The sequence below is a fragment of the Tritonibacter sp. SIMBA_163 genome (assembly GCF_046535935.1).
In the GTDB taxonomy this organism is placed as follows: domain Bacteria; phylum Pseudomonadota; class Alphaproteobacteria; order Rhodobacterales; family Rhodobacteraceae; genus Epibacterium; species Epibacterium scottomollicae.
Genome location: NZ_JAWJBP010000086.1, coordinates 1 through 650, shown reverse-complemented (window position 1 = coordinate 650; position 650 = coordinate 1). Strand labels below are relative to the sequence as shown.

Here is a 650-nt window from a genome sequence, read left to right as displayed (position 1 = left end):
ATCAAGACAACTCCAATGCGAATTGGTAATCGCACATAACAAAATGGAATTAATGAGTTATAAAAAAGCTGATCAACATTATGCAACCATCATTAAAAAATCAGATGAAATCGGGGATTCATACACCAAAAGTTTAGCTCATTACAATATCGGTATCAGTTATGAAAAACGTGGTGATCTATTACAAGCTGAAAGCCATTTACTAAAAGCAATTGATATACCAGAACACAGGGAATCATTGAACACCATCCGCACATATTACATGCTTAGCAAAGTCTGTTTTAAAAGTCGAAAAACTGACAAAGCTCTTGTCTGGTACAAAAAAGCATGGAATCTAGTCGAGGAAAATAACGAAGATGAATACAGAGCAAAACTCATGATACTAGATGCACTTTACAACAATAGTCACATAAACAATATTCACCACTGGACAATAGCAATCTTAATTTCTCCTTAAAATTCAGGAACTAATTATGTAATTCTTAATACCAATATGCCAATGAGCCATGACTTCAAACGTCTCATTGGCCACCTCATCATCTAGCGTCTGCATTATTTGGAAGAAAAACCGAAGCAGAAGACAATGAAAAAGATAAAACTAAAAGTAATTTAATTGTTTTTTTCTTAAAACTCACTATAACTACTCCTTT

General features: G+C 33.2%; 1 protein-coding gene. It reads left to right on the top strand.

What is annotated here, in order from left to right; genetic code table 11:
* The coding region (locus tag R0J92_RS21520; protein WP_411053131.1) for a tetratricopeptide repeat protein at nt 1–457 on the top strand (457 nt) is incomplete at its 5' end.
* Between the last annotated feature and the right edge of the window lie 193 nt (nt 458–650).